The following is a 26,889-nucleotide window of genomic DNA, read 5'->3' as shown; positions in this document are numbered from 1 at the left end:
CGCAATTTTTCCGCCAACTGCCCAGGAGTAAGAATGAACACCCTCTTTATGCATTGCCGACCGGGCTTCGAAGGCGAAGTCTGTTCCGAGATTTCCGAACATGCCGCGCGGCTGAACGTGGCCGGTTATGCGAAGGCCAAGACCGCCAGCGCCTATGCCGAATTCATCTGCACCGAAGAAGACGGTGCCGAGCGCCTGATGCGTGGCCAGCGTTTCGCCGACCTGATCTTCCCGCGCCAGTGGGCCCGTGGGATCTTTATTGATCTGCCGGAAACCGACCGCATCAGCGTGATCCTCGCCCACATGGCGGACTTCCCGCTGTGCGGCAGCCTGTGGCTGGAAATGGTCGACACCAACGATGGCAAAGAGCTGTCGAACTTCTGCAAGAAGTTTGAAGTGCACCTGCGCAAGGCGTTGATGGCGGCCGGCAAGCTGGTGGAAGACCCCAACAAGCCGCGTCTGCTGCTGACCTTCAAGAGCGGCCGCGAAGTGTTCATGGGGTTGGCGGAGTCGAACAATTCGGCGATGTGGCCGATGGGCATCCCACGCCTGAAGTTCCCCCGTGAAGCGCCGAGCCGTTCGACGTTGAAGCTGGAAGAGGCCTGGCATCACTTCATTCCCCGCGACCAGTGGGATGAGCGTCTGCACAGCGACATGACCGGTGTCGACCTCGGCGCCGCCCCGGGCGGCTGGACCTGGCAACTGGTCAACCGCGGCATGCTGGTGACCGCCATCGACAATGGCCCGATGGCCGAAAGCCTGATGGATACTGGTCTGGTGCAGCATTTGATGGCGGACGGTTTCACCTTCAAGCCCAAGCAGCCGGTGGACTGGATGGTCTGTGACATTGTCGAGAAGCCGGCGCGCAACGCGGCGATGCTGGAAGAATGGATTGGCGAGGGGCATTGCCGGGAAGCGGTGGTCAACCTCAAGCTGCCGATGAAACAGCGTTATGCCGAAGTGAAGCGCTTGCTGGAGCGTATTGCCGAGGGGTTCAAGGCGCGGGGCATTCGGGTTGAAATCGGCTGCAAGCAGCTGTATCACGACCGTGAAGAAGTGACCTGCCATTTGCGCCGGCTTGACGTGAAAAAACCGAAATCCCGCTGATTCACACGGTCCCGCTCCCACAGGTGACCGAACACCCGGCAATGCGCGACAATGCCGGCAAGTTTCAGGAGTAAACCATGAGTGAAATGATCGATACGCCGGTCGACGGCACCCTCGACGCCACCGGCCTCAATTGCCCGGAACCGGTGATGATGCTGCACCAGCACATCCGTGACCTGGTGCCCGGCGGCCTGCTGAAGGTGATCGCCACTGACCCGTCGACCCGTCGCGACATCCCCAAGTTCTGCGTGTTTCTCGATCACGAACTCGTCGCGCAGCATGAAGAGGCAGGCACCTACCTGTACTGGATCCGCAAGAAACTCGCTTAAAGGGCACAAAAAAGGGCCTGCATGTGCAGGCCCTTTTTTTGCGCTCGCTTAACCGGCCGAACGGCTGATGCGGATCCGTTTGCGTGCGCTGCGCGCCAAGCGGATCGACAGCATCAGCGCCGCGCAACTCAAGCCGACGATCAAACCCTGCCACAGCCCGCTCGGGCCACTCGGCGCGCCGAACCAATCGGTCAGGCCCAAGGCGTAACCCACCGGCAAACCGATGCCCCAATAAGCGAACAGCGTCAGGATCATCGTCACTCGCGTGTCTTGATAGCCGCGCAGTGCGCCGGCCGCTGTCACCTGGATCGCATCGGAAAACTGGAACAGCGCCGAGTACACAATCAGCATCGCGGCTACGTGAATCACCGTCGGATCGGCGGTGTAGATTGCGGCGATGGGTTCACGCAGCAACAGCATCATGCTTGCGGAAATGCACGCATAAGCCAGTGCCGTGCCCATACCGACCCCGGCGGCGAAGCGTGCTTCGCGTGGTTCTTCACGGCCCAGTGCCTGGCCGACCCGCACGGTCACGGCCATGCCCAGGGAGTAGGGGATCATGAACACCAGTGAGCTGAAATTCAGGGCGATCTGGTGCCCGGCGACCACCGTGGCGCCGAGGCTGCCGATCAGCAGGGCGATCACCGCAAAGATGCTCGACTCGGCGAAAACGGCGATGCCGATTGGCAGGCCGATGCCCAGCAAACGTTTGATCACCGCCCACTGGGGCCAGTCGAAACGGCTGAACAACTGGCTCGACTGATAGGCTGGCGCCCACCGTTCCCAGCCGGCCATCCCCAGGGCCATCACCCACATCACGATTGCCGTGGCCCAGCCGCAGCCGACACCGCCCATCGCGGGCACACCAAAGTGGCCATAGATGAAAATGTAATTGAGCGGAATATTCAGCGCCAGCCCGCACAAGCCAAGGACCATGGCCGGACGCGTGCGACCCAGGCCATCACTGAAGCAGCGCAATACGTGATAGAACGCGACGGCGGGCAGGCCGCTGGCGATGCCGTGCAGGTACTGCATGCACGGGCCGATCAGCTCGGGATCGACCTTCATGATATGCAGGATCGGTTCGGCGCTGAACAGCAGGCCGGTCGCCATCAAACCCACCACCAACGCCAGCCACAAGGCCTGACGCACGATCGGGCCGATCTCGCTGTGAGTGCCGGCACCGAAGCGCTGGGCGACTTTCGGGGTGGTGGCCAGCAGCGTACCGGTCATCAACAGAAACACCGGCACCCAGATCGAGTTGCCTAACGCGACGGCCGCAAGATCGCGAGGCCCGACCCGTCCCGCCATCACCGCATCGACGAAGCCCATGGCGGTGGTCGCCAGTTGCGCGATCATGATCGGCAACGCCAGGCCGAGCAGGTTTTTCAGCTCCAGGCGAACCCGGGCCGGGCGGTTGAGGGAAATAGCGGCGGTGGGGTCGGTCACGGAATTCAAGGCGAAACGTCCAAAGGATTTTGATGCGCGAGGCGGCGCATTCTACGCCTTGACGCAATGGTCAGGAAAAATCCTGTGTTGCGGATTTGTAATCAGTTTTACAGGCATCCCCCACTCCCTGTGGCGAGGGAGCTTGCTCCCGCTGGGCTGCGCAGCAGCCCCAAAAGCAGCTGTCCAGTTCCTTCAGACACACCGCGGCATCAGTCTTTGCGACTGCTTTGCAGCCGGATGGGAGCAAGCTCCCTCGCCACAGGGGGGCAACTAAGGTGCTTAATACCTGCTGGCCCATCACCTCCATCTGCGCCTAAACTGCCGGTCCGCCAAAGGAGCCTGCCATGTTGATTGTTGCCGACGAAAATATCCCGCTGCTCGATGCCTTCTTCGAAGGTTTCGGTGAAATCCGCCGAGTGCCGGGACGTTCCATCGACCGCGCCACCGTCGAACAGGCCGATGTGCTGCTGGTGCGCTCAGTGACCAACGTCAATCGCGCATTGCTCGAAGGCAGCAAAGTGCGCTTTGTCGGCACATGCACCATCGGCACCGATCATTTGGATCTGGACTACTTTCAGCAGGCCGGCATCACCTGGTCCAGCGCGCCAGGCTGCAATGCCCGGGGTGTGGTCGATTACGTGCTGGGCAGCTTGCTGACCCTGGCCGAAATCGAAGGTGCCGACCTGACTCAGCGCACTTACGGCGTGGTCGGCGCCGGCGAGGTGGGCGGGCGGCTGGTCAAGGTTCTGCAAGGCCTGGGCTGGAATGTGCTGGTTTGCGATCCGCCACGGCAAGCCGCTGAAGGGGGCGATTACGTCAGTCTCGAGCAGATCATCGAGCAATGCGATGTCGTCAGCCTGCACACGCCGCTGGACAAACAGGGCCCCCAGGCAACCTGGCATCTGTTCGATAAAAAACGTTTAAACCAACTCAAACCCGGCACCTGGCTGATCAACGCAAGTCGTGGCCCGGTGATCGACAACGCCGCCCTGCGTCAGGTGCTGTTGCAGCGTGAAGATCTGCAAGCGGTGCTGGATGTCTGGGAGGCTGAGCCTGAAGTCGATGTAGCGCTGGCGGAGTTGTGTGTCATCGCGACGCCGCACATTGCCGGCTACAGCCTCGACGGCAAACAGCGCGGGACGGCGCAGATCTATCAGGCGTTTTGCAAATTTCTTGGGCAACCGGAACAGGTCAGCCTGAACGATTTGCTGCCAGCGCCATGGCTGTCGGCTGTTACGTTGAATGCTGACACCGATCCGGCCTGGGCGCTGGCGATGTTGTGCCGTGGCGTGTATGACCCGCGCCGTGACGACGCGGATTTCCGTCGTAGCCTTGTAGGTAATGTGAACGAACAACGTGTGGCGTTCGATGCGTTGCGCAAACATTACCCGCTGCGGCGTGAAATCGATGGGTTGAAAGTGCGGGTCGAAGGGGATTCGCCGGCGTTGCAGCAGATCGTGGCGGCCTTAGGCGCAACCTCTGCCTAGCAAACTGACCGGATCCCTACAAAAGCCACACAAAACAGACACCCATAAAAAACCCGGTCAACAGGGCCGGGTCAAGAAGACGGTGGCTATATCACTTTTGTTCGGCAGGCTTGACCAATCGCTTTTCCAGTTCGCGGCAAGCGTCCTGGATCATGCTTTCAGTGATCGGTACTTCGCGCCCATCCTCATCAATAATCGAGCAACCCAGAGACTGGTCTGGCTGCGTGCGGATCACTGGAATCTTGTCATCGCTGCTGTTTTGCAAGGACATGGCCTGTCTCCTCATCAGGTTGTTTGCTTACTGTAGAACCGCCAAGTGACCGGGCTGTGACAACTCCCTGCGATCTTTCAGGTCGGCCTCTTCAGTCCATCAGAAATACCCTGACGTTTCCACCCGGACTTTAGACCAATAACCTCTAGCCACTAGTCTTGGTGGTCATAATTAACGTTACTCATTGTGATTTACAGCGTTCAAGCCGATTGACCGGTGTAGGCTTGATCGGGTCAAAACCCATTGGTTGCATCATCGGATGATCTTCATGCTCTCTGCCCGTCACCGCCGCGCCATTCGCCTGGCCAGCCGTTTCATCACGCCTTATCGCTGGCCGGCCTTAGGCGCCTTGCTGGCGTTAATTGTCACTGCCGGCATCACCTTGTCCATGGGGCAGGGGATTCGCCTGTTGGTGGATCAGGGTTTCATGACCCAGTCGACGCATTTGCTCAATCAGTCCATCGGCCTGTTCATGTTGCTGGTGATCGGTCTGGCGATCGGCACCTTTGTCCGCTTTTACCTGGTGTCGTGGATCGGCGAGCGCGTTGTCGCGGACATCCGCCGTCGGGTGTTCAACCACCTGGTCTATCTGCATCCGGGCTTTTATGAAGACAACCGCAGCTCCGAGATCCAGTCACGACTGACTGCCGACACCACGCTGCTGCAATCGGTGATCGGCTCTTCGCTATCGCTGTTCCTGCGCAACGGGCTGATGGTGATCGGCGGGATTGTCTTGTTGTTTATTACCAACCCCAAGCTGACCAGCATCGTAGTGGTCGCGTTGCCGTTGGTGGTCGCGCCGATTCTGATTTTTGGCCGCCGGGTACGCACCCTGTCGCGCCAGAGCCAGGATCGGGTTGCCGATATCGGCAGTTATGTGTCCGAAACCCTGAGTCAGATCAAAACCGTGCAGGCCTACAACCATCAGGTGCAGGACGAGCAGCGTTTTGCCGCGACCGTGGAAGAGGCTTTCAATACCGCCCGCAAGCGCATCTTCCAGCGGGCCTGGTTGATTACCCTGGTGATCCTGCTGGTGTTGGGGGCTGTCGGGGTAATGCTCTGGGTCGGCGGCATGGATGTGATCGCCGGGCGGATTTCCGCAGGCGAACTGGCAGCGTTTGTCTTCTACAGCCTGATCGTCGGCGGCGCCTTCGGCACCTTGAGTGAAGTGATCGGCGAACTGCAGCGAGCAGCAGGGGCGGCGGAACGGATTGCCGAATTGCTGCGTTCGGAAAACATCATTCAGCCCCCGACCCATGGGCTGGTGACCTTGCCTGAGCGGGTGAAGGGCGATCTGGTGCTGCAAGATGTGCGCTTTTCCTACCCGTCGCGTCCTGAGAGCTATGCCGTCGATGGTTTGAGTCTGACGATCAACGCCGGCGAAACCCTCGCTCTGGTCGGGCCGTCAGGTGCTGGCAAATCGACGGTGTATGACCTGCTGTTGCGCTTTTATGACCCCGCTGAAGGACGCATCCTGCTGGACGGTGTGCCGCTGACCCAACTCGACCCTCTGGACCTGCGTCGCTGCTTCGCCCTCGTCTCGCAAACCCCGGCGCTGTTCTTCGGCAGCATCGAAGAGAACATTCGCTACGGCCACCCGACGGCGACTTTGGCCCAGGTCCAGGAAGCCGCCAAAATTGCCTACGCCCACGACTTCATCGAGCAAATGCCCAACGGCTACCAGACCCACCTCGGCGACGCGGGTCTCGGTTTGTCCGGCGGTCAACGCCAACGCCTGGCTATCGCCCGGGCACTGTTGGTGGACGCACCGATCCTGCTGCTCGACGAAGCCACCAGCGCCCTCGACGCCCAGAGCGAGCACCTGATCCAGCAAGCCCTGCCCAGCCTGATGAAAAACCGCACCACACTGGTCATCGCCCATCGACTGGCGACAGTGAAAAACGCTGACCGAATCGCGGTGATGGACCAAGGTAAACTGGTGGCGGTGGGGACGCATCAAGAGTTGATTGCGAGCAATGCGTTGTATGCGCGATTGGCTGCATTGCAGTTTAGTGATGGGCTCCATACCCCAATCGACCAAGTAACTGACTAAGTAACCGACCAAGTCGAGCACCATAAAAATGCCCGCATCAATCGATGCGGGCATTTTTGTCAGCGTTTCAAAGCAGGCTTATTGATCGTCAAAGTAACGTTCATGCCAATCCACCAGCGGCTGCGGTGAATTGAGCTTCTGGCCGTAGATCACCGAATACGACAGCACGTTCTGCACGTACTGGCGGGTTTCGTCGAACGGGATGCTTTCCACCCACACATCGAAACTCAAGTGATCGGCGCCGCGCAGCCATTGACGCACGCGGCCGGGGCCGGCGTTGTAGGCAGCGGAGGCGAGGACGCGGTTGCCGTTGAACTGGCTATGGACCTGGCTCAGATAAGCGGCGCCGAGCTGGATGTTTTTGTCCGGATCGAGCACTTGCTGTGGCGAGGCCAGGGGAATGCTGAACTTGCGCGCGGTTTCCTTGGCGGTGCCGGGCATCAGTTGCATCAGGCCGCTGGCGCCAACGCCGGAACGGGCGTCGTCCATGAAGGCGCTTTCCTGACGAGTGATCGCGAACACCCAGCTCGAGTGCAGGCCACGGACCTTGGCTTCACGCACCAGGGTATCGCGGTGAGCCATCGGGAAGCGGATGTCCAGGTCGTCCCAGTACTGCGCCTTACTGATGGTGCGGATTGCCGGGAAATACCATTTCAGGTCATAGGCCAGTTTCGCCTGGGCGACCATCTCGTCACGACTGAAATGCTGGCTGACGTGGTACCACTCGCGTCGGCCGTCGACGATCTGTCCGCGTGCATGGAACTCCAGCGCGCGGCGCACGCCGGGTGTATTGCGCACCTTGTTGATCAGCGCTTGGCTGAGCATCAGCGGTTTGTTGATCAGCGAGTAGGGAGACTGCGAACGATCGGCCGCCAGGAAGCCGTAGAAGTCGCGTTCGCGAGCCAGGCCCTTGTAAAGCGTTTGCGCTTGTGGATTCTGTGGCTGCGCCAACTCCAGGGTGCGAGCCTGCCAGTAACGCCAGCGGTTGGTGGTGGCCAGGTCCTGAGGCAGGCGGCGGGTCAACTGATAGGCGTCGTCCCAGCGAGCCAGGCGCAACAGCAGGCGCAAGCGCCATTCCGAAACGGTGTTGTCCCGCAGTTCCGGGTCATATTTGGTCATCACGTCCAGTGCGCGACTGTCAAAACGTCGAGCGAGGGTCAGCCCGATTTCCCGGGCGATCGCGACTTTCTCGTCCCGGGAGAAGTGCATGCTGCTGGCGTAGCCGTCGAGCAGGGCCATGGCCCTGTCCGGATCCTGACGGGCCAGGCGGCGCAGGCCAAGGCTGACGATGTCGGACATCGGCTCATCGGCCGGGGTAAAGCGCGACGGCTGATTCAGCAGTTCGGGTTTCTGCGCCACATCCACCAGCAGGCGACCGCGCGGGGCGAGGGTCGTCAGGCCATTGATCAGGCTGTTGGCCAGCGGGTAATTGCCGGCCTGGGCGGCGAGCTTGGTGCGTTCCCAGCGTTTCTGTTCAGTCAGTTGACCATCGGCGGCCCACATGCCGAACACTGCATCGCATGCCTCGGGCCGGGTTTTGCCGCTCAGCCAGAGTTTGTCAGCGTTGGCGTAACCTTCGGCCTTACGGTTATGGCTGATCTGATACTGCGCGTTCAGGCAGTCCAGTTCGGTGAAATTGAGCTTGGGGTCATAATATTTGACGAACGTTTCCCAATCGCCGCGTTCAGCCAGCCAGCGCAGCCAGCGCAATTTCATCCAGTTGGCTTGCGGCAGGTCACCATGTTCGGCGAGGAAACTCTCGATTTCGGCGTTGTTCGCGGTTTTCAGTCGCGCGGTCAGTTCGTCATAGGCCAGGTAGGGTGTCAGCGGATAATCGCTGAGCGCCTGGCTATAACGGAAATATGGGCCGGAATCGCCCTTGGCCAAGGCACGCTTGGCTTCGTCGTAATATTGTCGTTGGGTAGACAGGTCTACCGCCTGGGCGGATTGAACGGCAGCGGCTGTAAGAAGCAAGCATGAAAAAAGACTGAAAAGGCGACTGCGCATGAGACATCCGGGCAGAGAAATCATGACAAGTGCCGATAAAACCGGCACCTAATTATCTGTAGCTTAGCCTTTTGCCAGCAACGGGCGAAAGCTTTGCCGACATGCCAGCATAAGTTCGCAACAATTGTTGTGCAGAGTGCTTCGACATTGAAATTGCCGGCCTTCTGTAGCCTCAAGTCAGGTAGAATGCGCGCCCGGTTTTTGGAGAAGCTCATGACCCTGCTCAAATTCAGCGATGTGTCCCTTGCTTTCGGCGCTATGCCGTTGTTGGACAAGGTGTCCTGGCAGATCGCCCGTGGTGAGCGGGTGTGCATCATCGGCCGCAACGGCACTGGCAAGTCCAGCATGATGAAGCTCGTCAAGGGCGACCAGAAGCCCGACGATGGCTCCGTTTGGCGCGCACCTGGCCTCAAGATTGGTGAATTGCCGCAAGAATTGCCGGTAGCCGACGAGCGGACCGTGTTCGACGTGGTCGCCGAAGGCCTCGACGGCGTTGGCGCGTTGCTTGCCGAATATCACCATCTGAGCCAGAACATCGTCACTGACGCCGATCTGGACAAACTGATGCACGTCCAGCACGACCTCGAAGCCCGAGATGGCTGGCGCTTGCAGCAACTGGTCGACAGCACCTTGAGCCGTCTGCAGTTGCCTGCCGACAAGACCCTCGCCGAATTGTCCGGCGGCTGGCGTCGTCGCGTCCTGTTGGCTCAGGCGCTGGTTTCCGAACCGGACCTGCTGCTGCTCGACGAACCGACCAACCACCTGGACATCGGTGCCATCGCCTGGCTTGAAGAAGCGCTGAAGGATTTCCAGGGCGCCGTGCTGTTCATCACGCACGACCGTTCATTCCTGCAGAACCTTGCAACCCGGATCCTGGAACTGGATCGCGGCGGCTTGATCGACTGGAACGGCGATTACGCCAGCTTCCTCGTGCACAAAGAGGCCACATTGGCCGCTGAAGAAACCGCCAACGCGCTGTTCGATAAGAAACTGGCCCAGGAAGAAGTCTGGATCCGCCAGGGCATCAAGGCGCGTCGCACCCGTAACGAAGGTCGTGTCCGTGCACTGAAAGCCCTGCGCGTCGAGCGTAGCGAGCGTCGTGAGCGTACCGGCAAGGCCAACATTCAGCTGGATACCGCCGACAAGTCCGGCAAGCAGGTAATGGTGCTCGAGAACGTGAGTTTCGCTCACCCGGGCGGCCCGTTCCTGATCAAGGATTTCTCGATGGTCCTGCAGCGCGGCGACCGCATCGGTCTGCTCGGCGCCAACGGTACCGGCAAGACCACGCTGTTGAAGCTGATGCTCAACGGTCTGCAACCGACCAGTGGCACAGTGGAAGAGGGGACGCGCATCGACGTGGCCTATTTCGACCAGTTGCGCCATCAGTTGGATCTGGAAAAGACCGTGATCGACAACGTGGCTGAAGGTCGCGACTTCATCGATATCGATGGCCAGAGCCGTCACGTGCTGAGCTACCTTGGCGACTTCCTGTTCAGCCCGCAGCGTGCCCGCACGCCGGTCAAGGCGTTGTCCGGTGGTGAGCGTGCGCGTCTGCTGCTGGCCAAACTGTTCAGCAAACCGGCGAACCTGCTGGTGCTCGACGAACCGACCAACGACCTCGACGTGGAAACCCTCGAACTGCTGGAAGAGGTCTTGCTGACCTTCAACGGCACCGTGTTGATGGTCAGCCACGACCGGGCATTCCTCGACAACGTGGTCACCAGCACCCTGGTCTTCGAAGGCGAAGGCAAGGTTCGCGAATACGTCGGCGGTTATCAGGACTGGCTGCGTCAGGGCGGCTCGCCGCGCCTGCTGGGTGTGACCGAGAGCAAGTCCGGCAAAGCCGACCTGAATTCGGCTGTCGTGACGGCCGAACCTGCGCCGGTTGCTGCAGTGGAAACGCCAGCGCCGGTGGCAAAAAAGAAACTCAGCTACAAGTTGCAGCGCGAGCTGGAAGCCTTGCCTGGCCAGATCGAAGCCATGGAGCAGCAGATCGCGGTGGTTGAAGCGCAGATGGCGGACGCCGGTTTCTATCAGCGTCCTCCTGCCGAGACGGCTGCAGTGATCGCTCAGCTTGAGCAGTTACAGGCTGAACTCGACGTGATGGTCGAGCGCTGGGCAGAACTGGATGCCTGATTGATCCGGCTATAAAAAAGCCCGGCTTCACTCGTGTGAATGCCGGGCTTTTCGTAAGGGTTTTATTGTTGCTAGTTGTCAGCTTTTTTGCAGGCGCACGGCAAGTACATCGCAAGGCGCGCCGTGCAGCACGTCATTGGCAGTGGAACCGAGCAACAGTGCCAGGCCATGCCGGCCATGACTGCCCACCACGATCAGGTCGCACGTTTGCTCCTTGGCGAGATGGTGAATCTCCTGTCGCGGCTGGCCGTAGGTCAAGTGGCTGTATTCCTTGGAGAGCTCCGGGTATTTCAGGATCAGCCGCTCAAGGCGCTCCTTGGCCTGATCGAACTGTTGCTGTTGCAACTGGGAAAGGTCCATCGGCACGTCGCCGCCAAAGGCCATGGCCATCGGCTCGACGATATGCACCAGGGACAGCTTTGCGCCATTGCTCACCGAAAGTTCGCGGGCGCGGTGGATTACAGGATCGCACTCTTCGGTTAGATCTACAGCGACCAGAATATGGTGGTAGGGCATGAGGTGCTCCTCCTGAGGATTGCAATATTGGTAAGTATGGCTGGTTTCAAGCGCATTGGTTTCAACGTGACCCAATGGGCTCATCAAGAATCGGGAGTACAGATATGACGGTCTGGATAGTGGTGTCAATCCTGCTGGTGGTGCTGAGCCCGCTGGCCTGGTTGCGACCGTCTCGTGTCCAGAGCGGTCGCATGGCCCTGCGCATGGAGGCGCGGCGCATCGGCCTTGCCATGCAATTGTCGCCCCAGGAGTGGCCGCACTGGCTGAGCCAGGAGCCGCCAAGCCCTTGCGCCCAGTACCACCGGCCGCGCCGTGGCACTCAGCCGGCGTGCTGGAGCTATTGGCAGAAGGCGCCGGGTGTGTGGGTCAATCAGTGGCAGGAAGTCTGCGAGGATGGAGTGCTGCTGAATCATTTCGAAAAATTGCCTGCCAACGTCTACAAGGTCGAGGCAGACAAGCAAATGATTGCCCTGTATTGGGGCGAGAAGGGCGAAGCCGAGGTTCTGCAACAGATCGACGCTACGCTCAAAGCACTCGCCTGAACCCCGATCTGCTGCGGAAGGCAATAAAAAGCCCGACATCATCATCGGGCTGGGGTTGGCCAGGCAGGCCGGTAATTCTTTGTGGCACAGATCTTACGCTGGGCATTCGTCAAAAGCGTTCAATTTTTTCTCCAGGGTCCCGCCAGCGTAGCCTGTTAAACACAGGTTGCGGCGAATTAGGGCGACTTTTCTAACTATTGATTCTATGAATGGCCTCACATGCATCCGCGTGTTGCAGGGCTTCGTGGTACGGAAGTGACCGGAAAGTCGCGTTTCAACCAGTATTTTGGGCGATTGACAATTGCCGGAAATTCCGTGAAGGTGACACACCCAAATCAAACGGGCGTATGAATTGAGCGTTTGTATTACAGACTGCTCCTACAGAATCCCGACTATCGCGTTGGCGGGTGTGCCGGGTGAGTTGGCGTTAGCATTGACGATAAACGTCCCTGCCGAGCCAGCCGCCTGCGTCCGACGTGTACTGTTCAGCTTCCATATCGTGGAGATCAGTTGATGATTTACGAAGGTAAAGCCATCACGGTTAAGGCTCTTGAAAGTGGCATCGTCGAACTGAAGTTCGACCTCAAGGGTGAGTCCGTCAACAAGTTCAACCGTCTTACCCTGAACGAACTTCGTCAGGCTGTAGACACCATCAAGGCAGATGCTTCGATCAAGGGTGTGATCGTCAGCAGTGGCAAGGACGTATTCATCGTCGGCGCCGACATCACCGAATTCGTCGACAACTTCAAGCTGCCGGATGCCGAGCTTGTTGCTGGCAACCTCGAAGCCAACAAGATTTTCAGCGATTTCGAAGACCTCAACGTCCCGACTGTTGCCGCGATCAATGGCATCGCACTGGGTGGCGGTCTGGAAATGTGCCTGGCGGCGGATTTCCGCGTCATGGCCAGCACCGCCAAAATCGGTCTGCCGGAAGTCAAGCTGGGCATCTACCCAGGCTTCGGCGGTACCGTCCGCCTGCCGCGCATCATCGGTGCCGACAACGCCATCGAGTGGATTGCCGCCGGTAAGGAAAACCGCGCTGAAGACGCACTGAAAGTCGGTGCCGTCGACGCGGTGGTCGACTCGCAGAAGTTGCACGAAGCGGCGCTGAACCTGATCAAGGGCGCCATCTCCGGCACGTTTGACTACAAGGCCAAGCGTCAGCCGAAGCTCGAAAAGCTCAAGCTCAACGCCATCGAACAAATGATGTCGTTCGAAACCGCCAAAGGTTTCGTGGCCGGCCAGGCGGGCCCGAACTACCCGGCGCCGGTCGAAGCGATCAAGACCATCCAGAAAGCCGCGAACTTCGGTCGCGACAAGGCCCTGGAAGTCGAAGCCGCCGGTTTCGTCAAACTGGCCAAGACCTCTGCCGCACAGAGCTTGATCGGTCTGTTCCTGAACGATCAGGAGCTGAAGAAAAAGGCCAAGGCCTACGACGAAATCGCCAAGGAAGTGAAGCAGGCCGCCGTATTGGGCGCCGGCATCATGGGTGGCGGTATCGCTTATCAGTCGGCCTCCAAAGGCACGCCGATCCTGATGAAGGACATCAACGAGCACGGTATTGAGCAAGGTCTGGCCGAAGCCGCCAAGCTGCTGGTTGGCCGCGTTGATAAAGGTCGCATGACCCCGGCGAAGATGGCTGAAGTGCTCAATGGCATTCGTCCGACCCTGTCCTACGGCGATTTCGGTCACGTCGACCTGGTGGTCGAAGCCGTGGTCGAGAACCCGAAGGTCAAGCAAGCCGTTCTGGCCGAAGTCGAAGACAAGGTCAAAGAGGACACCATCCTCGCGTCCAACACTTCGACCATTTCCATCACCTTGCTGGCCAAAGCCCTCAAGCGTCCGGAAAACTTCGTCGGCATGCACTTCTTCAACCCGGTGCACATGATGCCGCTGGTTGAAGTGATCCGTGGCGAGAAGTCCAGCGAAGTGGCCGTTGCCACCACCGTTGCCTACGCCAAGAAAATGGGCAAGAACCCGATTGTCGTCAACGACTGCCCGGGCTTCCTGGTCAACCGCGTGCTGTTCCCGTACTTCGGCGGTTTCGCCAAGCTGGTCAGCGCCGGTGTGGACTTCGTCCGCATCGACAAGGTCATGGAGAAGTTCGGCTGGCCAATGGGCCCGGCATACCTGATGGACGTGGTCGGCATCGACACCGGCCACCATGGTCGTGACGTCATGGCTGAAGGCTTCCCGGATCGCATGAAGGACGATCGCCGTTCGGCCGTCGACGTGCTCTATGAAGCCAAGCGCCTGGGCCAGAAAAATGGCAAGGGCTTCTACGCCTACGAGACCGACAAGCGCGGCAAGCAGAAGAAAGTCGCCGATCCGTCGGTGCTGGAAGTGCTCAAGCCGATCGTGTTCGAACAGCGCGAAGTCACTGACGAAGACATCATCAACTGGATGATGATCCCGCTGTGCCTGGAAACCGTACGTTGCCTGGAAGACGGCATCGTCGAAACCGCTGCCGAAGCCGACATGGGTCTGGTCTACGGTATTGGTTTCCCTCCATTCCGTGGCGGTGCGCTGCGCTACATCGATTCGATCGGTGTTGCAGAGTTCGTTGCCCTGGCTGACCAGTACGCTGATTTGGGCGCGCTGTACCACCCGACCGCGAAGCTGCGTGAAATGGCCAAGAACGGTCAGAGCTTCTTCGGTTAAGCGCCCACACTAGAGCGAGAGTGAAAGTATATGAGCTTGAATCCTAGAGACGTCGTGATTGTCGACTTCGGTCGTACGCCGATGGGCCGCTCCAAGGGCGGCATGCACCGCAACACCCGCGCCGAAGACATGTCGGCACACCTGATCAGCAAATTGCTGGAACGCAACGTCAAGGTCGACCCGAGCGAAGTCGAAGACGTGATCTGGGGCTGCGTTAACCAGACCCTGGAGCAGGGCTGGAACATCGCCCGCATGGCGTCCCTGATGACTCAGATTCCACACACCTCGGCCGGCCAGACCGTCAGCCGTCTGTGTGGCTCCTCGATGAGTGCGCTGCACACTGCCGCACAAGCAATCATGACCGGCAACGGTGACGTGTTCGTCGTTGGCGGCGTCGAGCATATGGGTCATGTGAGCATGATGCACGGTGTCGATCCGAACCCGCACATGTCCCTGTACGCGGCGAAAGCCTCGGGCATGATGGGCCTGACTGCAGAAATGCTCGGCAAAATGCACGGCATTACTCGCGAACAGCAAGACGCCTTTGGCGTGCGCTCCCACCAACTCGCCCACAAGGCGACCGTGGAAGGCAAGTTCAAGGACGAAATCATCCCGATGCAGGGCTACGATGAGAACGGTTTCCTGAAACTGTTCGACTACGACGAAACCATTCGTCCGGAAACCACCCTGGAAAGCCTGGCGGCTCTGAAACCAGCGTTTAATCCGAAGGGCGGCACCGTGACCGCGGGTACTTCGTCGCAGATCACCGACGGTGCTTCGTGCATGATCGTGATGTCGGCACAGCGTGCCCAGGACCTGGGTATCCAGCCGCTGGCGGTGATTCGCTCGATGGCAGTGGCAGGTGTGGACCCGGCGATCATGGGCTATGGTCCAGTACCGGCAACGCAGAAAGCATTGAAGCGCGCGGGTCTTGGCATCAACGATATCGACTTCTTCGAGCTCAACGAAGCTTTCGCTGCACAGGCCCTGCCAGTGCTGAAAGATTTGAAAGTGCTCGACAAGATGAACGAGAAGGTTAACCTGCACGGCGGCGCGATCGCCCTGGGTCACCCGTTCGGTTGCTCCGGTGCACGTATTTCGGGCACCTTGCTGAACGTGATGAAGCAGAATGGCGGCACCTTCGGGGTGGCTACCATGTGCATTGGTCTCGGCCAAGGTATCTCCACCGTCTTCGAACGCGTTTAAGCGTTTCGTCGATGGAAGCCGGGGCCAAGTGCCCCGGTTTTTGTTTTTCCGGATTTATTTTTGTTTTTATTTTGAAAAAATTTGAGTGAGGGCCAAAGCATGCCGATACAACCTGGGCTCTACCAACATTACAAAGGTCCGCAGTACCGCGTATTCAGTGTTGCGCGGCATTCGGAGACCGAAGAAGAAGTGGTCTTCTACCAAGCCCTGTATGGCGATTACGGCTTTTGGGTGCGCCCCTTGAGCATGTTCCTGGAATCGGTCGAGGTTGACGGCGAACAGGTGCCACGCTTTGCTTTGGTGCAAGCCGAACCGAGCATTTTTCCGCAGCCATAAGGGGAGTGCGCGCAGAACCCTGCGCTTGACCTCACCTTGTAGCCACTATATATAGCGGTGCCGCGTCAGGCGCCAACCGCCTTTCACTTCTAGAATTCAGGAATTTTCTGATCCATGGGCAAATCGCTGGTCATTGTGGAATCCCCGGCTAAGGCCAAGACCATCAACAAGTATCTGGGTAACCAATACGTGGTGAAGTCGAGTATCGGCCATATCCGAGACCTGCCCACCAGCGGTTCGGCTAGCGCCAGCAAAGAGCCTGCCGCCAAGCGTGGCAAGGCCGCCGCAGGCGAAGGTCCGGTGCTCACGCCGAAAGAGAAAGCGCGCAAGCAGCTGGTCTCGCGCATGGGTGTCGATCCCGATCATGGCTGGAAAGCCAAGTACGAGATCCTCCCGGGCAAGGAAAAGGTTATCGAAGAGCTGCGCCGGCTCGCCAAAGATGCTGACACCATCTATCTCGCAACCGACTTGGATCGCGAGGGGGAAGCCATTGCATGGCACCTGCGCGAAGCCATCGGTGGTGACGACAGCCGCTACAAGCGCGTGGTGTTCAACGAAATCACCAAAAAAGCGATCCAGGAAGCTTTCTCCCAACCGGGCGAGCTGGACATCGATCGCGTAAACGCTCAGCAGGCGCGTCGCTTCCTCGACCGCGTGGTGGGTTACATGGTTTCGCCACTGCTGTGGGCCAAGGTTGCTCGTGGCCTGTCCGCCGGTCGCGTGCAATCGGTTGCCGTGAAGCTGGTGGTTGAGCGTGAGCGTGAAATCCGCGCGTTCAACCCGGAAGAGTACTGGGAAGTTCACGCTGACCTCGGCACCGCCAAGGGCGCGACTGTGCGCTTCGATGTGGCTCGCGAGAAAGGCGAAGCCTTCAAGCCGCTCAACGAAGCCCAGGCCATGGCCGCGCTGGAGAAGCTCAAGGCTTCCAGCTACAGCATCGTCAAGCGCGAAGACAAACCGACCAGCAGCAAGCCGTCGGCACCGTTCATCACCTCCACCCTGCAGCAGGCCGCGAGCAATCGCCTGGGCTTCGGTGTGAAGAAAACCATGATGATGGCCCAGCGTCTGTACGAAGCCGGCTACATCACTTATATGCGTACCGACTCCACCAACCTCTCGGCTGATGCCGTGACGATGGCGCGTACTTATATTGAAGGCGAATTCGGCAAGAAGTACCTGCCGGAAACCCCGAACGTCTACAGCAGCAAGGAAGGCGCACAAGAGGCTCACGAAGCGATTCGTCCGTCTGACGCCAATACCGAGCCAAGCAAGCTGTCGGGCATGGAGCGTGATGCCGAGCGGCTTTACGAGCTGATCTGGCGCCAGTTCCTCGCCTGCCAGATGCTGCCGGCCCAATACCTGTCGACCACGGTCACCGTCGGTGCCGGTGACTTCGAGTTGCGCGCCAAGGGCCGCATCCTGAAGTTCGACGGCTACACCCGTGTCATGCCGCAAATCACCAAGCCTGGCGATGACGACGTGCTGCCGGACATGGCCCAGGGCGACGCGATGAAGCTGATCAAGCTTGATCCGACCCAGCACTTCACCAAGCCGCCGGCGCGTTACTCGGAAGCGAGCCTGGTAAAGGAAATGGAAAAACGCGGCATCGGTCGTCCTTCGACCTACGCTGCGATCATTTCGACCATCCAGGACCGCGGCTACGTGGCGCTGCACAACCGTCGTTTCTATTCGGAAAAGATGGGCGACATCGTCACCGAGCGTCTGGCCGAGAGCTTCTCCAATCTCATGGACTACGGCTTCACCGCCGGCATGGAAGAGAATCTCGATGACGTGGCCCAGGGCGAGCGCGACTGGAAAAACGTGCTCGACGAGTTCTACGGCGACTTCAAGAAGAAACTCGAAGTGGCCGAAAGCGCCGAAGGCGGCATGCGCGCCAACCAGCCGGTAATGACTGATATTCCATGTGTGGTGTGCGGTCGTCCGATGCAGATTCGTACTGCATCGACTGGCGTGTTCCTCGGTTGCTCGGGCTACAGCCTGCCGCCGAAAGAACGCTGCAAGGCCACCGTCAACCTGGTGCCGGGCGACGAAATCGCTGCGGACGACGAGGGCGAGTCGGAGTCGCTGGTTCTGCGCGGCAAGCACCGTTGCCCGATCTGCAGCACGGCGATGGACGCTTACCTGCTCGACGAGAAGCGCAAGCTGCACATCTGCGGTAACAACCCGGATTGCGCAGGCTACGAGATCGAAGAGGGCGCTTACCGCATCAAGGGCTACGAAGGTCCGAGCCTGGAATGCGACAAGTGCGGCAGCGAGATGCAGCTCAAGACCGGCCGTTTCGGCAAGTTCTTCGGTTGCACCAACGCAACCTGCAAGAACACCCGCAAGCTGCTGAAAAGCGGTGATGCGGCGCCGCCGAAGATGGATCCGGTGAAGATGCCTGAGCTCAAATGCGAAAAGGTCAACGACACCTATATCCTGCGTGACGGTGCTTCCGGCCTGTTCCTGGCGGCCAGCCAGTTCCCGAAAAACCGCGAGACCCGTGCGCCATTGGTCGTCGAGATCGTGCCGCACAAGGATGAGATCGATCCGAAGTACCACTTCCTCTGCGAAGCACCGAAGAAAGATCCTGACGGTCTGCCAGCAGTGATCCGTTACAGCCGCAAGACCAAAGAGCAATACGTGCAGACGGAAGTCGACGGTAAGCCGACTGGCTGGAAAGCGTATTACGATGGTGGCAAGTGGACGGTTGAAGACAAGCGTCCAGCAGCCAAGGCTTAAAAGCCGCTGCACATAAAAAGGCCGCATGACAACCCTCGGGTTTTCATGCGGCCTTTTTGTTTTGGGCTTGCGGTGAGCTTGGGTGATCCATGACACTGTCAGACCTGCGTGAAGCAATTATTTCGTTGTGGAGGCTGCCGTTATGGCCCACGAACTCTATACCCGTACCAACCAGAAAATTTATTTCGCCGGCTTGTCGCTGGAAGCGCTCGCCAAGGCCGAAGAGGGGCGAGCGATGAACTCCCTGGCGCTGATTCAGGCCGGTCGCGAATCGGCGTTGTTTCACCTGTACGGGGCGCTGTTGGGGCTGTGCCATGAAATCGCCGGTTTCTATCGCTTGCCTCAGGCCAATGCGCCACGGGCAGAGATGCTGCTGACCCGCGAAGTACTCGAAACCATCGCTATTCCGGAAATGGCCGAGATGGTCGAGTTGGCGCAAAACCCTGAAACCTGGCTGGCCAAGCTGCTGTCGGCTTATGCCGCACTGTTTCAACCGCCTCGTGCTCCACACAAGCCCAAGGGTGATGTGACGCAGCCGCTTATTCTGGCCGTCAACCTGGACGAAGAAGAGGCGTCTGAAGAGCTGAGCCGGGAAGAACTGGAGAGCTGGCGCCAGAATCTGAAAAGCTTGGCGATCCGGTTTCGCGACGGGCTGAACGAGTGCTGAAAGATTGAGTGCTCGGTGAATGGTCCGCTCAAGGAAGCGTGATGTCAGAAATTTCTCTTCGTGATGGCATCTGGTCAAGATCCTGAGCGAAGCTTGGCCGATGCCTATATAATCCCTGCCTTTCGTGGAGAACAGTCCTTTATGCCAACGTCCTTTCTAGAAATTGTCGAGTTACCAGACGGCCGAATCGAGCTGCGTAGGGCCGAGGACGAGGGTTCTCTGGTTACTTTGGATTTCTCCGAGGATGCCAAGGCTTTCCTGCAAGGCCAGCACGTGGAAGTCGCCAAGGCGATGTTGAGCGTCGGTGTTCAGATGGCAGGACGCCTGGTTGAAGGCGAATTTGATAAGGAAGAGGGGCCACGGGTTCTTCATTGATCCCGCCCGTCGGATTTTGCGGATACCTCTACAGACCGGCTTCTCTATCCTTGGAGAAGCCCCGCGCTGCTCGGCGCGCATAGTGTTTTTCAGTTAACCCAGTCGAATATTCAGACTTTGCGCGTCCCCAGTACGGGCGGCGCTGATCAGCTGTTGCCGCGACGATGTACTCAACGGGTTTAGCCAGCTGACGACCGTATGGCTGCGGCCAAGTCGCAAAGCTTCACAGGTCAGCTGCTGAGCGCTCTGTGTGCCGCGTGGTTGCAGCAGCAGAATGCGTTCACGGTTCAGGCCGGCGTCTCGCAGCCAGGCCTGGGTCAGGCTGGCGGGCGGGGCGATCAGAGTCAGCCAGCGAGCGTCCTGATCCTGGCTCAGCTCCCTGAGGATTGGTGCCAGAAGGTTCAGGCAGTTCCCGGCCGCGCCACGCAATGACAGCTCGCTGAAGACTTCGGGCTCGGCGCTCCAGGGCGACTCGACCACTTCTTTCAGGATTGGCGCCATAGGCTGCGCCATGAACGCCTCGAACAACGGCAGTTGGGCTTGCTGTGAAGTGTGTGGGAACTGCATAAAGCCTCCTTTAGCGGCGAATCACGCCGACGCTCAAGCCTTCGATCACCAGTTCCTGATCTTTCAGGTTGACTTCGATAGGGGCGAATTCAGGGTTTTCGGCAATCAGCCAGACTTTGCTGCCGTCGCGCTTGAAGCGCTTGACGGTCACTTCGTCGCCAATCCGCGCCACCACGATCTGACCGTTACGGGCTTCGCGGGTGGTATGGACGGCCAGCAGGTCTCCGTCGAAAATGCCGACATCCTTCATGCTCATGCCATGGACCCGCAACAGATAGTCAGCGCGAGGGTGGAAGAACGAAGGGTTGATGTTGCAGGATTCTTCGATGTGCTGCTGGGCGAGGATCGGAGCGCCCGCTGCCACTCGGCCGATGATCGGCAGGGTAGATTCGTCGGCCTTGGCTTCGAAGCCGGGGATGCGAATGCCGCGGGAGGCGCCCGGGGTCATCTCGATCGCGCCCTTGCGGGCCAGTGCCTTGAGGTGTTCTTCCGCCGCGTTGGGCGACTTGAAGCCCAGTTCCTGAGCGATTTCCGCGCGGGTTGGCGGGTAGCCGTTGTCTTCGAGGCAACGTTTGATGAAGGCCAGAATCTCTGCTTGGCGTGGCGTCAGCTTTAGCATATTGATCGCTCTGTCTTTTTATACAGTGACTGGGATTATATACAGTGAACCGGTCTTGGCAATGCCCCTTTTTTGCCGGCCGCTGGACGGTCATTCAGCTCGCCGATTGAAGCGCCAGTGTTGTATGGTTAAATAGCTGACCGACCATTCCCAAAACGAACCGCCAGACTTGACAAGGCCTGGGCTGAAACGTATGTTTCAAACAAGTGTTTGTCAGGCGGAGTAGCCATGGCCCAGTCGGAAACCGTTGAACGCATTCTCGATGCTGCCGAGCAATTGTTCGCGGAAAAAGGTTTCGCTGAAACCTCGTTGCGTCTGATCACCAGCAAGGCCGGTGTCAATCTGGCGGCGGTGAACTATCACTTCGGATCGAAGAAGGCGCTGATTCAAGCGGTCTTCTCGCGTTTTCTCGGGCCATTCTGCCTCAGTCTCGATAAAGAGCTAGAGCGCCGTCAGGCCAAACCCGAGAACAAACCGACCCTCGAAGAATTGCTAGAGATCCTCGTCGAGCAAGCCCTGGTGGTGCAACCACGCAGCGGCAACGACCTTTCCATCTTCATGCGTTTGCTGGGGCTGGCTTTCAGTCAGAGCCAAGGGCACTTGCGTCGTTATCTGGAAGACATGTACGGCAAGGTTTTCCGCCGCTACATGCTGCTGGTCAACGAAGCCGCGCCACGCATTCCTCCGATCGAACTGTTCTGGCGCGTGCACTTCATGCTAGGTGCCGCGGCGTTCAGCATGTCGGGGATCAAGGCCTTGCGCGCGATTGCCGAGACCGATTTCGGCGTCAACACTTCCATCGAGCAAGTGATGCGTCTGATGGTGCCATTCCTGGCCGCGGGCATGCGTGCCGAAACCGGCGTCACCGACTCCGCCATGGCTACCGCACAGTTGCGTCCACGCAGCAAATCGACCCCGGTGGCCGCCAAGGTTTAACCGCACACGGGTGGGCGCGGCAGCTGACATCCGCTAAGCTAGCCGCCCATGCCGACTCTCGTTTTGAACCCCCTCATTGATATCGCCGACCTGCCGGGCTCAGCCCATGGCGGCGAATTCGTGCGAGCCGGGTTTATCATATTCAAGGAATTTCCATGACTGCTGGCCTGCAAGGCTCGTTGATGGTGGACGTCGCCGGTACCTGGCTGACGTCTGAAGATCGCCAATTGTTGCGCCAGCCCGAAGTGGGCGGCCTGATCATTTTTGCCCGCAATATCGAACATCCGCGTCAGGTGCGTGAGCTGAGTGCCGCGATCCGCGCCATTCGTCCCGATCTGCTGCTGGCGGTCGACCAGGAGGGCGGTCGGGTTCAGCGGCTGCGTCAGGGCTTCGTGCGACTGCCCGCCATGCGCGCCATCGCCGACAACCCGAATGCCGAATACCTGGCCGAGCAGTGCGGCTGGATCATGGCGACCGAAGTGCTTGCGGTCGGTCTCGACCTGAGCTTCGCCCCGGTGCTGGACCTGGACTACCAACGCAGCGCCGTTGTCGGCACCCGTTCGTTCGAAGGTGATCCCGAGCGCGCAGCCTTGCTCGCCGGTGCATTCATCCGTGGCATGAACAGCGCCGGGATGGCTGCCACCGGCAAGCATTTCCCTGGTCATGGTTGGGCCGAGGCTGATTCCCATGTTGCGATTCCCAACGACGAGCGCAGCCTCGAAGAGATCCGCGCCAACGACCTGGTGCCGTTCGCACGATTGAGCAAGCAATTGGCCGCCGTCATGCCGGCCCACGTTATTTATCCACAAGTCGATTCCCAGCCTGCCGGCTTCTCCCGTCGCTGGTTGCAGGACATCCTGCGCGGCGAGCTGCAGTTCGATGGCGTGATCTTCAGTGACGACCTGTCGATGGCCGGTGCGCACGTGGTGGGCGATGCCGCCAGTCGCATCGAAGCGGCATTGACCGCCGGTTGCGACATGGGCCTGGTGTGCAACGACCGCGCGGCTGCCGAGTTGGCTTTGAGTGCCGCCCAGCGGTTGAAGGTCAAGCCTTCGGCGCGTATCGCGCGGATGCGTGGGCAGGCGTACGCCAGCACCGAATACCGTCAAGACCCGCGCTGGCTGACGGCCGTCGGCGCGCTCAAAGAAGCTCAATTGATTGATTAAGGACTTTTCGTTATGACGGTTTACGCGATTATCGGTGGCACCGGCCTGACTCAACTCGAAGGCTTGAGCATTCGTCAGTCATTGGCGGTGGACACTCCTTACGGTGCGCCTTCGGCCGAGGTGCAGATCGGTGAGTACGCCGGCAAGGAAGTGCTGTTTCTCGCACGTCACGGCCACCCGCACCGCTTCCCGCCGCATCAGGTGAACTACCGCGCCAATCTGTGGGCCTTGAAGCAGGCCGGAGCTGAAGCGATTCTCGCGGTCAACGCCGTGGGCGGGATTCATGCCGCGATGGGCACCGGGCATTTCTGCGTGCCGCATCAATTGATCGACTACACCAGCGGTCGCGAACACACCTATTTCGCCGATGACCTGGAACACGTTACACACATCGACTTCAGCTATCCCTACAGCGAACCCCTGCGTCAGCGATTAATCGCGGCGTTGGCGGCTGAAGGCGTCGGCTATAGCAGCCATGGCGTGTACGCCTGCACTCAAGGGCCACGTCTGGAAACAGTTGCTGAAATCGCGAGGCTGGAACGTGACGGTTGTGACATCGTCGGCATGACCGGTATGCCGGAAGCCGCATTGGCACGCGAGCTGGAACTGGATTACGCCTGTCTGGCGCTGGTGGTGAACCCGGCGGCGGGCAAATCGACGGCGGTGATTACCATGGCCGAGATTGAACAGGCACTGCATGATGGCATGGGCAAAGTGAAGTCGACGTTGGCGCGGGTATTGAAAGGCTAAGCTCGACACTCTCGAGCGCCAGTCTCGACGGGCTGCTGGCGAGCAATCGGTTGTTGATCGATGCGGCGATGCCGGCCATCGACTATCTGGCCGATCGCCAAGGCAACGAAGGGCTGATCATCCTCGCCAATTCCGACGCCACCATCCTCGCCGTCGAAGGTCGCGCCGACCGTCTCAAGGGCAGCGGCCTGCAAGACATCACCCTTGGCGCAGGGGCATGGTCTGGCCGTCCGCGGCCTCGACCCAGTCTCCGCCGATGAGCATGCGCGGTGCGCGCTGGATGAACGCCGAGGTGGCGGGAAGCAGATAAGGGAGGGGCATGGCAAGACCTCTTGTTGTGCGTGAAAACGGGGGCTTGCTCACTGTTTGGCAATGGCTGTGCCAAGTGTCGGGAAGGGGCTGATAGCTCAGTGACAGCCGGGTTTTGAGTGATGCGAGGGGAGGGCGAAGCCCTTGGAGGTGTCGCAAATCGCGGCAGCCCGTTGAGACGACGAGCAACCTGTCACAGCCTTGAGACACCCGCTATTGAGGATTAGAATTTTCAAGCTAAAGGGTGAAATGACGGAACATTTGCCCGGCATCCATCTGGCGCGAGGGAGGTAGCGATGTTTCTATCACCCCTGGAAATCCAAAACATCATCGAGCAAAGTTTTCTGCCCGCCGTGTGCACCTGCAGCATGGAGGCGGACCAGTTCCTGACGATTCGGGTCTGCGATTGCATGACCGGCAAAGTGGATCTGGTGGCCACTCACATTCCGGTGTGGACACTGGACAGCCCCCATGCAATTGCTTCGCTGGTGGCTGATATGCGGTTGGAAATCGAGGCTCACAAAGGCGTTCACCCGACGTTCTACAGCTGAACCGATGTCACGCCGCACCTGTCGATGGTGCGGCGTGCGTCTGTCATGTCAGGACGGGATTTTTCGGGAAATCTCATCGAACGTGTCGCTGTCTACAGCTGCCAGCAACCTTCTTCCATCCTTGAGTGTGGCCAGAAAGGTTACCTCGGTTTCCTTGCCAGCCAACATGAAGCCGGCAATTGCGCCGATAGGCCCCAGCAACATGGCCCCCGCCACGCCGAAGCCGATGACATCCTTGATGTTGTTGATCGAATCCTCGTTGGCCACTTCTACACTCTTGAACAATGAGAGCGGGAGGGTGATGCCGGGCCACGGGTGAAGCGACGTCCTGAGCGTGAAAACGCCGTCTGTGTACTCTCCATCACCCTGCAGAAAGTCCCCCGCCAGGACCGTTATGCTTGCCATGTTCTTACCCTCTGACTGGCAATCGGTGAACCCACATTTCGCGCCTGCACTGGAGCATCGTCAATCGCCGGGCGATGAAGTGTTCCGGCCGGGGGCCTCTATGCTTGTCTCACACTGCAACAGGTATCGCGATATTGGACGCGGGCGATCTCGTTCAGACGCGCCCATAAGCCAGTTATTTCAAGTAACTGATTGATTTTTATAGTGATCGTTAAGCTGGCTCGCGGCGCCCTCAAGAACGCCGCAGCATCAAGCCTCAGGCACCGGACAACTCAAATCCCCTTCCTTACACTTCAAGTAAGTCTTGAGCGCTTCGACCCGCGCCTTGGTCAGCGCCGTGGTGCAGTTGCTATAGATCAGCGGATAGACACTGCCACCTTCCACCCCGGACGCCGAGAACTTGCACTCGGCATCGCGAAACGCAATCCATGAGCGCTGGGCACTGACCAACAGCTTCTTGGCGTCAGGGCTGTCCTTCAATCGCGTGGTGATCTGTTGGTAAAGCGCATTCAGCTCCTTGTCGGCCGCTTTGTTCTGCTGCGCCGCGCACTGATTCATCGTTGTCTGGTCGGTGGCGTTGTCGCAGTCCAGAGCATGCGCGAGGGGGGAGAACAGCAGCGGTGTCAGCGCCAGGAGAAAACGTGGGGGCATGGGAGTTCTCGTTGTGACAAATGAAAAGATGAGGTTGCAGTGTAGCGAAGACGCGGGCTTCAGCTTGTAGAAAGGACGCCTGAAGCCGCGAGTAATTGGTCCGCACAGGCCTGGATGTCAGCGCGCATGTGCAACTTCGCCAGCCAGCCTTCAGGGATGGCTTGCACACCGTAGTGAGCCCCGGCCAACTGACCGACGATGGCGGCAGTGGTATCGGCGTCGTCGCCCAGGTTCGCAGCTTCGAGGATGGCGGCTGCAAAACTGTCCGTATGGTGAAAACACCACAAGGCCGCTTCCAGTGATGCAACGCAGTAGCCGCTGCCTTGGATATCGTCCCTGGATTTTGCGAGGTAATCGCCTCGGGCGATGCTCGTGACCTTTGGTTCCAGGAACGTCGTCTCTGGCAGGCGCTGCAAATCCGGCTTGGGCGTGCCTTGCAATGCCTTGTGGATCAGTTCGGCAAGCAACTGACAGCATTCAAGTGCCTCCGGTGCCGCATGAGTAGTGCGCGAGCTGTCTACAGAAAACATCCTGATCCGGTCGCGATCGGGAAAGTAGTACAACACGACTGGCGCTAGCCGCATCAGCGAGCCGTTGCCCGCTGAGAACGGATCTGCAGAACCTGCAAATGGCTCGCCGGTTTCCTGATAACGAGCCAGCGCTTCACGTACGGTCATGCCAATGTCGAAGCATTCGCCGGTCGAACTCAGGTAACCCCATTGCCACCAGTTGAGGTAACGGCCCATCTGGTCAGCCGCATCAAAACCTTTTTTGTTCAGCAGACTTTCAGCCAGGCAAAGTGCCATGGATGTGTCATCGGTCCATTGCCCCGGCTTCAGATTGAACGGGCCGCCGCCAACCATATCGGTCAGGGGATCGAACGAGCCGCGTGGCTGGAATTCGACGCTGGTGCCGATAGCATCTGCGCAAGCAAGCCCTAACAGGGTTGCGCGATAACGCTCCGTGAGTGAAGGCTGCATGAATCTTCCTTGTAAGGTTGCACGTCGTTGCAAACGTTAGCAGTTTCAATCCGTTGACTGTGCCTTTCAAA

At 59.2% G+C, this 26,889-nt stretch carries 25 protein-coding genes and 1 pseudogene; 17 read left to right on the top strand and 9 right to left on the bottom strand.

The window, feature by feature from the left end; all coding sequences use genetic code 11:
* Positions 1-33: 33 nt before the first annotated feature.
* Both rlmM and tusA read left to right on the top strand, forming a co-directional pair.
* Positions 34-1,107: a 23S rRNA (cytidine(2498)-2'-O)-methyltransferase RlmM gene (gene rlmM / locus AC1RL4_RS07485; protein ID WP_018925308.1), complete on the top strand. Its 1,074-nt coding sequence runs from the start codon at positions 34-36 to the stop codon at positions 1,105-1,107.
* Between the two features lie 77 nt (positions 1,108-1,184).
* The gene (gene tusA, locus AC1RL4_RS07480) at positions 1,185-1,436 is read left to right on the top strand and encodes a sulfurtransferase TusA (protein WP_007907805.1); all 252 of its coding nucleotides are present in this window, start codon (positions 1,185-1,187) and stop codon (positions 1,434-1,436) included.
* Positions 1,437-1,484: 48 nt separating this feature from the next.
* Here tusA and AC1RL4_RS07475 read toward each other — a convergent pair whose 3' ends face one another.
* Positions 1,485-2,894, bottom strand: a complete 1,410-nt coding sequence (locus AC1RL4_RS07475) for an MATE family efflux transporter (protein ID WP_230174135.1) — start codon at positions 2,892-2,894, stop codon at positions 1,485-1,487.
* A gap of 335 nt (positions 2,895-3,229) precedes the next feature.
* Between AC1RL4_RS07475 and pdxB the strand changes: the two genes are divergently transcribed.
* Entirely contained in the window at positions 3,230-4,372 is a 1,143-nt protein-coding gene (gene pdxB / locus AC1RL4_RS07470; protein WP_230174133.1) for a 4-phosphoerythronate dehydrogenase PdxB, read from the top strand.
* A 91-nt stretch (positions 4,373-4,463) separates the two neighbouring features.
* On the opposite strand, the gene AC1RL4_RS07465 is transcribed toward pdxB, so the two are convergent.
* Complete coding sequence (locus AC1RL4_RS07465) at positions 4,464-4,643, bottom strand: PA1571 family protein (protein ID WP_019579910.1); 180 nt, start codon at positions 4,641-4,643, stop codon at positions 4,464-4,466.
* Positions 4,644-4,911: 268 nt separating this feature from the next.
* On the opposite strand from AC1RL4_RS07465, the gene AC1RL4_RS07460 reads away from it, so the two are divergent.
* Positions 4,912-6,696 (top strand): ABC transporter transmembrane domain-containing protein, encoded by a 1,785-nt coding sequence (locus tag AC1RL4_RS07460; RefSeq protein ID WP_026331762.1) that lies wholly within the window; start codon positions 4,912-4,914, stop codon positions 6,694-6,696.
* A gap of 78 nt (positions 6,697-6,774) precedes the next feature.
* On the opposite strand, the gene AC1RL4_RS07455 is transcribed toward AC1RL4_RS07460, so the two are convergent.
* Positions 6,775-8,703: a transglycosylase SLT domain-containing protein gene (locus AC1RL4_RS07455; RefSeq protein ID WP_019579912.1), complete on the bottom strand. Its 1,929-nt coding sequence runs from the start codon at positions 8,701-8,703 to the stop codon at positions 6,775-6,777.
* A gap of 213 nt (positions 8,704-8,916) precedes the next feature.
* On the opposite strand from AC1RL4_RS07455, the gene AC1RL4_RS07450 reads away from it, so the two are divergent.
* Complete coding sequence (locus tag AC1RL4_RS07450) at positions 8,917-10,839, top strand: ATP-binding cassette domain-containing protein (RefSeq protein WP_018925314.1); 1,923 nt, start codon at positions 8,917-8,919, stop codon at positions 10,837-10,839.
* Positions 10,840-10,917: 78 nt separating this feature from the next.
* On the opposite strand, the gene AC1RL4_RS07445 is transcribed toward AC1RL4_RS07450, so the two are convergent.
* The gene (locus AC1RL4_RS07445; RefSeq protein ID WP_007933196.1) at positions 10,918-11,355 is read right to left on the bottom strand and encodes a universal stress protein; all 438 of its coding nucleotides are present in this window, start codon (positions 11,353-11,355) and stop codon (positions 10,918-10,920) included.
* Between the two features lie 104 nt (positions 11,356-11,459).
* Between AC1RL4_RS07445 and AC1RL4_RS07440 the strand changes: the two genes are divergently transcribed.
* From AC1RL4_RS07440 to AC1RL4_RS07410, 7 genes are all read left to right on the top strand, one after another.
* The gene (locus tag AC1RL4_RS07440; RefSeq protein ID WP_019579914.1) at positions 11,460-11,897 is read left to right on the top strand and encodes a hypothetical protein; all 438 of its coding nucleotides are present in this window, start codon (positions 11,460-11,462) and stop codon (positions 11,895-11,897) included.
* A 513-nt stretch (positions 11,898-12,410) separates the two neighbouring features.
* Positions 12,411-14,558 (top strand): fatty acid oxidation complex subunit alpha FadB, encoded by a 2,148-nt coding sequence (gene fadB / locus AC1RL4_RS07435; RefSeq protein WP_096479824.1) that lies wholly within the window; start codon positions 12,411-12,413, stop codon positions 14,556-14,558.
* A 30-nt stretch (positions 14,559-14,588) separates the two neighbouring features.
* On the top strand, positions 14,589-15,764 hold the full coding sequence (fadA, locus tag AC1RL4_RS07430; RefSeq protein ID WP_007933190.1) for an acetyl-CoA C-acyltransferase FadA: 1,176 nt from the start codon (positions 14,589-14,591) through the stop codon (positions 15,762-15,764).
* Between the two features lie 99 nt (positions 15,765-15,863).
* The gene (locus tag AC1RL4_RS07425) at positions 15,864-16,100 is read left to right on the top strand and encodes a DUF1653 domain-containing protein (RefSeq protein WP_007933188.1); all 237 of its coding nucleotides are present in this window, start codon (positions 15,864-15,866) and stop codon (positions 16,098-16,100) included.
* A gap of 114 nt (positions 16,101-16,214) precedes the next feature.
* A complete protein-coding gene (gene topA / locus AC1RL4_RS07420; protein ID WP_018925317.1) occupies positions 16,215-18,842 on the top strand; it encodes a type I DNA topoisomerase in 2,628 nt (875 codons plus the stop codon).
* 142 nt (positions 18,843-18,984) lie between these two features.
* Positions 18,985-19,509, top strand: a complete 525-nt coding sequence (locus AC1RL4_RS07415) for a DUF6586 family protein (RefSeq protein ID WP_064619098.1) — start codon at positions 18,985-18,987, stop codon at positions 19,507-19,509.
* Positions 19,510-19,650: 141 nt separating this feature from the next.
* Positions 19,651-19,884, top strand: coding sequence for a hypothetical protein (locus tag AC1RL4_RS07410; RefSeq protein WP_007933173.1), 234 nt, complete (start codon positions 19,651-19,653; stop codon positions 19,882-19,884).
* Between the two features lie 93 nt (positions 19,885-19,977).
* Here the strand turns inward: AC1RL4_RS07410 and sulA are convergent, their stop codons facing one another.
* Together sulA and lexA are read right to left on the bottom strand one after the other, a co-directional pair.
* Positions 19,978-20,451: an SOS-induced cell division inhibitor SulA gene (gene sulA / locus AC1RL4_RS07405; protein ID WP_230174131.1), complete on the bottom strand. Its 474-nt coding sequence runs from the start codon at positions 20,449-20,451 to the stop codon at positions 19,978-19,980.
* A gap of 10 nt (positions 20,452-20,461) precedes the next feature.
* Positions 20,462-21,070, bottom strand: a complete 609-nt coding sequence (gene lexA, locus AC1RL4_RS07400) for a transcriptional repressor LexA (RefSeq protein ID WP_007933171.1) — start codon at positions 21,068-21,070, stop codon at positions 20,462-20,464.
* A 228-nt stretch (positions 21,071-21,298) separates the two neighbouring features.
* On the opposite strand from lexA, the gene AC1RL4_RS07395 reads away from it, so the two are divergent.
* From AC1RL4_RS07395 to AC1RL4_RS07375, 5 genes and pseudogenes are all read left to right on the top strand, one after another.
* A complete protein-coding gene (locus tag AC1RL4_RS07395) occupies positions 21,299-22,006 on the top strand; it encodes a TetR/AcrR family transcriptional regulator (RefSeq protein WP_019579916.1) in 708 nt (235 codons plus the stop codon).
* A gap of 155 nt (positions 22,007-22,161) precedes the next feature.
* Positions 22,162-23,172: a beta-N-acetylhexosaminidase gene (nagZ, locus tag AC1RL4_RS07390; protein WP_019579917.1), complete on the top strand. Its 1,011-nt coding sequence runs from the start codon at positions 22,162-22,164 to the stop codon at positions 23,170-23,172.
* Positions 23,173-23,184: 12 nt separating this feature from the next.
* The gene (locus AC1RL4_RS07385) at positions 23,185-23,922 is read left to right on the top strand and encodes an S-methyl-5'-thioinosine phosphorylase (RefSeq protein ID WP_019579918.1); all 738 of its coding nucleotides are present in this window, start codon (positions 23,185-23,187) and stop codon (positions 23,920-23,922) included.
* An 11-nt stretch (positions 23,923-23,933) separates the two neighbouring features.
* Positions 23,934-24,158, top strand: a pseudogene (locus AC1RL4_RS07380) (sigma-54-dependent Fis family transcriptional regulator); the annotation flags it as partial.
* Positions 24,159-24,527: 369 nt separating this feature from the next.
* Positions 24,528-24,782, top strand: a complete 255-nt coding sequence (locus AC1RL4_RS07375; RefSeq protein WP_028941164.1) for a DUF1652 domain-containing protein — start codon at positions 24,528-24,530, stop codon at positions 24,780-24,782.
* A gap of 48 nt (positions 24,783-24,830) precedes the next feature.
* Here the strand turns inward: AC1RL4_RS07375 and AC1RL4_RS07370 are convergent, their stop codons facing one another.
* The 3 genes from AC1RL4_RS07370 to AC1RL4_RS07360 form a co-directional block, all read right to left on the bottom strand.
* Complete coding sequence (locus AC1RL4_RS07370) at positions 24,831-25,187, bottom strand: hypothetical protein (RefSeq protein ID WP_019579919.1); 357 nt, start codon at positions 25,185-25,187, stop codon at positions 24,831-24,833.
* A 249-nt stretch (positions 25,188-25,436) separates the two neighbouring features.
* Complete coding sequence (locus AC1RL4_RS07365; protein WP_230174129.1) at positions 25,437-25,838, bottom strand: lysozyme inhibitor LprI family protein; 402 nt, start codon at positions 25,836-25,838, stop codon at positions 25,437-25,439.
* 59 nt (positions 25,839-25,897) lie between these two features.
* Complete coding sequence (locus tag AC1RL4_RS07360) at positions 25,898-26,818, bottom strand: ADP-ribosylglycohydrolase family protein (protein WP_019579921.1); 921 nt, start codon at positions 26,816-26,818, stop codon at positions 25,898-25,900.
* Positions 26,819-26,889: the final 71 nt, after the last annotated feature.

The organism is Pseudomonas sp. GW822-FHT07A10 (assembly GCF_058798795.1).
The sequence above is the reverse complement of the archived record's forward strand: the minus strand, read 5'-3'. Positions and strand labels throughout refer to the sequence as shown.